At 51.8% G+C, this 7,432-nt stretch carries 5 protein-coding genes, 1 tRNA gene and 2 rRNA genes; 1 reads left to right on the forward strand and 7 read right to left on the reverse strand.

Annotated elements, in window-relative coordinates:
- Nucleotides 1-41: 41 nt before the first annotated feature.
- Nucleotides 42-683 carry a bifunctional 4-hydroxy-2-oxoglutarate aldolase/2-dehydro-3-deoxy-phosphogluconate aldolase gene (locus SGBXF1_RS22010; RefSeq protein WP_037426655.1) on the forward strand — a complete coding sequence of 214 codons (642 nt, stop codon included), beginning with the start codon at nt 42-44 and terminating at the stop codon, nt 681-683.
- 27 nt (nt 684-710) lie between these two features.
- Here the strand turns inward: SGBXF1_RS22010 and aceK are convergent, their stop codons facing one another.
- The 7 genes from aceK to rrf (SGBXF1_RS22045) form a co-directional block, all read right to left on the reverse strand.
- Nucleotides 711-2,465 carry a bifunctional isocitrate dehydrogenase kinase/phosphatase gene (aceK, locus tag SGBXF1_RS22015; protein WP_186427553.1) on the reverse strand — a complete coding sequence of 585 codons (1,755 nt, stop codon included), beginning with the start codon at nt 2,463-2,465 and terminating at the stop codon, nt 711-713.
- A 70-nt stretch (nt 2,466-2,535) separates the two neighbouring features.
- The gene (aceA, locus tag SGBXF1_RS22020) at nt 2,536-3,843 is read right to left on the reverse strand and encodes an isocitrate lyase (RefSeq protein ID WP_037426651.1); all 1,308 of its coding nucleotides are present in this window, start codon (nt 3,841-3,843) and stop codon (nt 2,536-2,538) included.
- 47 nt (nt 3,844-3,890) lie between these two features.
- Nucleotides 3,891-5,489, reverse strand: a complete 1,599-nt coding sequence (aceB, locus tag SGBXF1_RS22025; protein ID WP_037426649.1) for a malate synthase A — start codon at nt 5,487-5,489, stop codon at nt 3,891-3,893.
- A 386-nt stretch (nt 5,490-5,875) separates the two neighbouring features.
- Complete coding sequence (gene metA, locus SGBXF1_RS22030; protein WP_037426647.1) at nt 5,876-6,805, reverse strand: homoserine O-acetyltransferase MetA; 930 nt, start codon at nt 6,803-6,805, stop codon at nt 5,876-5,878.
- Nucleotides 6,806-7,001: 196 nt separating this feature from the next.
- Nucleotides 7,002-7,117 (reverse strand): 5S ribosomal RNA (gene rrf, locus SGBXF1_RS22035).
- Nucleotides 7,118-7,168: 51 nt separating this feature from the next.
- Nucleotides 7,169-7,244: transfer RNA gene (locus tag SGBXF1_RS22040), tRNA-Thr, on the reverse strand.
- A gap of 13 nt (nt 7,245-7,257) precedes the next feature.
- Nucleotides 7,258-7,373: ribosomal RNA gene (gene rrf / locus SGBXF1_RS22045) — 5S ribosomal RNA — on the reverse strand.
- Nucleotides 7,374-7,432 lie beyond the last annotated feature (59 nt).

The raw sequence follows: 7,432 nt of genomic DNA on the forward strand, positions 1-7,432 counted from the left end.
GTGCAGCCCAACGGCGGCGGCCAAACTGGAGAAAACCGTTAATGAATAATTGGAAAACAAGCGCAGAGCAGATCCTGATGGCTGGACCGGTCGTGCCGGTGATCGTCATCAACAAGCTGGAACATGCAGTACCTTTGGCGAAAGCTCTGGTAGCCGGTGGTGTGCGGGTTTTGGAAGTGACACTGCGCACCGCCTGCGCGATGGACGCGATCCGTGCCATTGCCAAAGAAGTGCCGGACGCGATTATCGGTGCAGGTACCGTCATTAATCCGCAGCAGTTGCAAGACGTGACCGACGCTGGCGCACAGTTCGCTATCAGCCCGGGACTGACCGCCGATTTGCTGAAGGCAGCTACTGCCGGTTCAATTCCGTTAATTCCCGGCATCTGCACCGTATCAGAACTGATGTTGGGTATGGACTATGGCCTGCGTGAGTTTAAATTCTTCCCTGCGGAAGCCAATGGTGGCGTAAAAGCTCTACAAGCGATCAGCGGCCCATTCCCGCAAGTGCGCTTCTGCCCAACTGGCGGGATTTCACCGAGCAACTACCGTGACTATTTGGCACTGAAAAGCGTGTTGTGCATTGGCGGCTCCTGGTTGGTGCCGGCAGATGCCTTAGAAAATAGCGACTACGCACGTATCACCGAATTGGCGCGTACCGCCGTTGCTGGTGCGAAAGCCTAACCGTACCGGGCGCGGTACTCCGCGCCCTTACGCCGTTGCCGATGTCGCGGGCAGCGCCGCACCGCTACGTTGGCTAAAACGCCGTTTTTTGCGGTAAGCGAAGACATCCTCCACATGACCATCGCGGATACGTTGCTGCAACCCGCGCCAATAGTCGGCCTCAAACAGATCGCTGTGCATCTCTTCAAACACCTGCCGTATACGCCGGTCACCGCACAGGAAATGCCTGAACTCTTCCGGAAACACATCATTCGGTGACACGCTGTACCATGGCTCGTTAGCCAGTTCGTCTTCCGGGTAACGCGGCGGCGGTATATCGCGGAAGTTCACCTCGGTCATGTAGCAAATCTCATCATAATCGTAGAACACCACCCGCCCGTGTCGGGTCACGCCGAAGTTCTTGAACAGCATATCGCCGGGGAAAATATTGGCAGCGGCTAATTGCTTGATCGCATTACCATATTCCTCAATCGCGTCGCGCATCTGTTGTTCATTAGCCTGCTCAAGATACAAATTCAGCGGCGTCATGCGCCGTTCCATGTACAGATGTTTGATCACGATGCGATCACCCAGATCCTCCAGCTTGTCCGGGACCTCTCGTTGTAATTCGGCCAATAGATCGGGACTGAGACGCGCCTTGTCGACAACAAAATTTTCGTACTCTTGGGTATCCGCCATGCGCCCTACGCGATCGTGCTCTTTTACCAACTGGTAGCAGGCCATGACCTGTGCCTGCGTGACCTCTTTTTGCGGCGCAAACTCATCCTTGATCACCTTAAATACCCGATCAAACGACGGCAGGGTAAATACCAGCATCACCATACCTTTGACCCCCGGGGCAATAATAAACTGCTCCTGAGAACCCGCCATAAATGTCAGATATTCACGGTAACATTCTGTTTTTCCGTGTTTCTGGCAGCCGATTGCCATATACAACTCGGCGGTCGTCTTGCCCGGTAGGATCTCACGCAACCATTCCACCATGGCGGCGGGCAAAGGTGCGTAAACCATAAAATAAGATCGGGCAAAACCAAACACGATACTGGCTTCAGCCTTGCTGGTCAGGCAGGTATCGATAAACAACGCGCCAGAATCACTGTGATGGATCGGCAGCAGAAAAGGATAGACTGTATCCGCCACGCGCAATTTCCCGACCAGCCAAGCTGCCTTGTTACGGTAAAACAGCTCATTGGCAATCTGGAACGTTGCGCTAGCCAATTGCTGCGCACTGAAGCTCTGCTGCAACGCCAACGTAATGTAATCAATGTCGCGCGATAAGTTTTCCCACGGCAGGCGCAAAGGCAAATCGGTCAGCAGGTTATATAACATCTCTGACACGTCGCCATTGGCGGTGAAATCACGCGATAACGGGCGTGGGATATCGCGAAAGCGCCCTTCGGGCTGAGAACTGAATACAAACAGCTTTTCCGGCGTCAGATCACGGTGCCTGAATAGCCGACAGTAGACTGAATTGAAGAAGCTTTCAGCGATCTCAAAACGTGGGTATTCCGGCAACAGATCGGTATATACCGCCTTCACCCGACTCGGGAAATCTTCATCAAAGTACTTTTGCCCGGTGATGCACTTCAACTGCTCCACCACCAGACCCACATGATGGTCATATAGGTGGATACGCTTTTTCATCGCCAGTTGCACTGCCGACCAATCAGCCCGTTCAAAACGTTGCTGCGCACCGGCGGTCACTTCCAGGAAGCGGCCATATTGTGCATCAAAGCCCTGTAGAATCGTCTGTGCGATCAACAGTTCCAGTTTTGCCGCCATCCTTACCTCCCGCCAGGAAACAGAGCCTGCATAAGCAGGCTCTGGGGTACCTATTATCAGCGTGATTGCATCAGAACTGCTGTTCTTCCGTCGAACCGGTTAATGCCGTCACTGAGGAAGCGCCGCCCTGAATAATGGTGGTTACCTTGTCGAAGTAACCGGTGCCCACTTCCTGTTGGTGTGAGGCAAAGGTATAACCGCGAGCCACGGCATCGAACTCCGGCTGCTGGACTTTCTCGACGTAGTGCTTCATGCCTTCGCCCTGTGCATAAGCGTGAGCCAGGTCAAACATGTTGAACCACATGCTGTGAATGCCTGCCAGCGTGATGAATTGATACTTGTAGCCCATCGCCGACAGCTCTTGCTGGAAGCGAGCAATCGTCTGATCGTCCAGATTCTTTTTCCAGTTGAACGACGGTGAGCAGTTGTACGCCAGCAGTTTTCCTGGGAACTTGGCATGAATTGCATCGGCAAAACGCTTGGCTGCCTGCAAATCCGGGGTCGAGGTTTCGCACCACACCAGATCAGCGTACGGGCAGTACGCCAGACCACGACTGATCGCCTGTTCAATACCTGCATGGGTACGGAAGAAGCCTTCGGCAGTACGCTCGCCGGACACAAACTCGCTGTCGTAAGGATCGCAGTCAGAGGTCAGCAAATCTGCGGCATCCGCATCAGTACGCGCGATGACCAGCGTCGGCACACCGAGCACGTCTGCAGCCAAACGGGCAGCAACCAGTTTTTGGATCGCCTCCTGGGTTGGCACCAGCACTTTACCGCCCATATGACCGCACTTCTTCACCGCAGCCAGCTGATCTTCAAAATGCACCCCGGCAGCACCGGCTTCGATCATCGCTTTCATCAATTCAAAAGCATTTAGCACGCCACCAAACCCGGCTTCGGCATCGGCGACAATCGGCAGGAAATAGTCGGTATAACCCTTGCTGCCCGGCTCAATTTTATTGGCCCATTGGATCTGATCCGCCCGGCGGAAAGTATTGTTGATACGTTCAACCACTGCCGGCACGGAATCAACCGGATACAGCGATTGGTCCGGATACATCGCAGACGCAGTATTAGCATCCGCCGCCACCTGCCAGCCAGACAGGTAGATTGCCTCAATACCCGCCTTGGCCTGTTGCAACGCCTGGCCGCCGGTCAGCGCACCCAGGCTGTTGACATAACCCTTGCGTGCTTTACCGTGAAGCAGCTCCCACAGCTTAGCGGCACCGTTTTGCGCCAGTGTACAAGCCGGGTTTACCGAACCACGTAGATTAATGACATCTTCTGCACTGTACGGGCGGGTGATACCCTCCCAGCGGGCCGATTTCCATTCCTGTTCCAGTTGTTGAATCTGTTGAGCACGAGAGGTAGACATAATTTTTATCCTTTTCAATAATGTAGGGTTAATGGTCAGGAACGGATTTAGGCCAGGAGCTCATAGCCAGGTAAAGTCAGGAAATCGATTAGCTCGTCTTGTGTCGTAATACGCTCCATCAGGTGTGCAGCTTCTTCAAATCGGCCTGCGTTAAAACGCGCCTCACCGACTTCTTCACGTATCACAAGCATTTCTTCTTTCAGCATCTGACGGAACAGCGCCTTGGTCACCAGTTGACCATCACTTAAACTCTTTTCGTGATGGATCCATTGCCAGATCGACGTACGTGAGATTTCCGCCGTTGCCGCATCTTCCATCAGACCGTAAATCGGCACACAACCGTTGCCAGAGATCCAGGCCTCGATGTATTGCACCGCCACGCGGATGTTGGCACGCATACCAGCCTCAGTTCGCTCCCCGTCGCAGGGTTCCAGCAACTGCGCAGCACTGATAGGCGCATCATTTTCACGCAGCACCTCCAGTTGGTTGCGGCGCTCGCCGAGTACCCGGCTGAACACGTCCATCACGGTGTCAGCCAACCCCGGATGGGCCACCCAAGTACCGTCATGCCCGTTAGTAGCTTCCAGTTCTTTATCTGCTCGTACCTTATTCAGCACCCAGGCATTTTTCTCAGCGTCTTTGCTAGGGATAAACGCCGCCATACCGCCCATGGCAAAGGCACCACGCTTGTGGCAAGTCTTGATCAGCAATCGGGAATAGGCGCTGAGGAAAGATTTATCCATGGTGACCGACTGACGATCCGGCAATACCCGGTCACCATGATTTTTCAACGTTTTGATATAGCTGAAGATGTAATCCCAGCGGCCGCAGTTCAGCCCAACAATATGATCACGCAGGTGATACAGGATCTCGTCCATTTGGAACACCGCCGGCAGTGTTTCGATCAGCACCGTCGCCTTAATGGTGCCACGCGGTAGTTCAAAACGATCTTCAGTGAAGCTGAAGACCTCACTCCACCAAGCGGCTTCCTGCCAAGACTGGGTTTTTGGCAGATAGAAATAAGGTCCGCTGCCTTTGGCCAGCAATTGGCGGTAGTTGTGGAAGAAATACAGAGCGAAGTCGAACAGACCGCCGGGGATAGCTTCGCCCTGCCACAGCACGTGTTTTTCCGGCAAGTGCAAGCCGCGCACCCGGGCAATCAATACTGCTGGGTTAGGCTTCAACTGATAAATTTTGCCAGCGTCGTTGGTATAAGAGATGGTACCGTTCACCGCGTCATGAAGATTAATCTGGCCGTCGATAACTTTGTCCCAGCTCGGTGCCAACGAATCTTCAAAATCCGCCATAAACACCTTCACATTGGCATTCAGGGCATTGATCACCATCTTGCGTTCAACAGGGCCGGTAATTTCTACCCGGCGATCACGCAGATCATCGGGGATACCTCGGATCCTCCAATCGCCATTACGAATGGAATCAGTTTCCGAAATGAAATCAGGAAGATCACCATGATCGATCTTCTGCTGCCAGCAGGCGCGCGCAGCCAATAGTTTGTTGCGCTGTGGAGTAAATTTACTCACCAGTTCCGCCAGGAATTCGACCGCGTCATCCGTCAACACCTGTCGCTCAGCAGCAGTGAAACCCTGCGTAAACGTTAACTCCGTGCCTACTATCTGTTGCGTCATTGTCTTGCTCCTTCCCATCGTTGCGCGCTACCGTTGTTGTTAAGCCAGCGCATCTTCGTCAGAAATCAGTGTGGATCGGTGCATATAAAACGATCCTTAACTGGTCAGATCTCTTCTCTCTGGATCTAAGAATACTCAACTAAAAATAAAAATCAAAAACGATTTCCATTTTATTATTAAATATTTTATTAACCTTTTATTATCAATTGGTTAATGAAAATAACAATAACCCCAGGTAAGGAAACCGGTTCCATTAGTGTTAATAAATAGAATTAAGTGATTGTTATAGAATGATTTTCACTGAAATAGGGAGGGTACAAAGGAAGATGCTTCGGGTAGGCATGACGTCGGCGGCCTCGATTCAGCCGCCGCTTTAGGAAGAAGTGTTACTCGAGGGTCGGGTTCATATGACGCAGATCGTACGGGGTGATCTGGTAAACATAGTAGTTGAGCCAGTTAGTGAACAACAGATGTCCATGGCTACGCCAAGAGGCTTTTGGTGTGAGTTCAGGATTATCATCGGGGAAGTAATTCAGTGGCACTACAGGATTAAGACCGGCATCGTTATCACGACAATACTCACCAGCCAGCGTTAAAGCATCATATTCTGGATGACCGGTTACAAATGCCAGCCGTTTATCTTTGCTGGCAAATAGGTAAGCCCCCGTTTGCTCCGACTCTGCCAAGATATCCAGATCCGTGTACTGCCGGATAATTTCCGTAGGGAAGTCCGCATAGCGTGAATGAGGAGCCAGGAAGGTATCATCAAAGCCACGGGTTAGCAGTGCATGCTGCTGTAGTGTTTGATGCTGATAAACACCGGAGAGTTTCACCTCTCGCGTCATCTTCGGGATACCATACAGAATGTTCAATGCAGCCTGGACCGCCCAACACACGAACAACGTGGATGTCACGTGGTTCTTAGCCCAATCGATGACCCGTTCAATCTGGGGCCAATAAGCCACATCACAAAAATCAACCAGTCCTAACGGGGCGCCCGTTACAATCAGACCATCAAAGTTCTCATCCTGAATGTCTTCAAAATCACAGTAAAAATTGTTCAGATGCTCCGCAGGCGTGTTCTTCGATTCACGACTGTCGACACGCAACAGCTGAATGTCAATTTGCAGCGAAGAGTTGGAAAGCAGGCGTAAAAACTGATTTTCCGTCTCGATCTTCTTTGGCATCAGGTTAAGGATCAGCACTTTCAACGGCCTGATTTCCTGGTTTTTTGCCCGTGAGGATGTCATCACAAAGACATTCTCATTGCGCAAGAAACTAACCGCAGGTAACTCATCAGGAACACGAATCGGCATTGCTTAATCCTCACACATCCGTTTAAACGTTTAGACTTCTAGATGCCCGAAGATAGCGCTTTTTTAGCACAATGTCGAGTATTCAACGGGAAGGTGAAAATGTTTCATTGCTTAGAAACAGGCGGAAAATCGTACGTTGTTGGTCGATACAAAGCAAAAAGGCCATCCTTTCGGATGGCCTCTTGGCTTAATTGATGCTTGGCAGTGTCCTACTCTCGCATGGGGAGACCCCACACTACCATCGGCGCTACGGCGTTTCACTTCTGAGTTCGGCATGGGGTCAGGTGGGACCACCGCGCTATTGCCGCCAAGCAAATTCTTTAATTCTTTTTTGCCGAACTTCTAAACCCACTTTAATAAAAGTGGTGCTGATACCCAGAGTCGAACTGGGGACCTCACCCTTACCAAGGGTGCGCTCTACCAACTGAGCCATATCAGCACACTAATTTGATGCCTGGCAGTGTCCTACTCTCGCATGGGGAGACCCCACACTACCATCGGCGCTACGGCGTTTCACTTCTGAGTTCGGCATGGGGTCAGGTGGGACCACCGCGCTATTGCCGCCAGGCAAATTCTGTTTCATCCTAACCGCTACCTCACGTAGCCATCAGAACCAATCTCGGAACG

The sequence above is a fragment of the Serratia grimesii genome, from assembly GCF_900186025.1.
In the GTDB taxonomy this organism is placed as follows: Bacteria; Pseudomonadota; Gammaproteobacteria; order Enterobacterales; family Enterobacteriaceae; genus Serratia; species Serratia grimesii.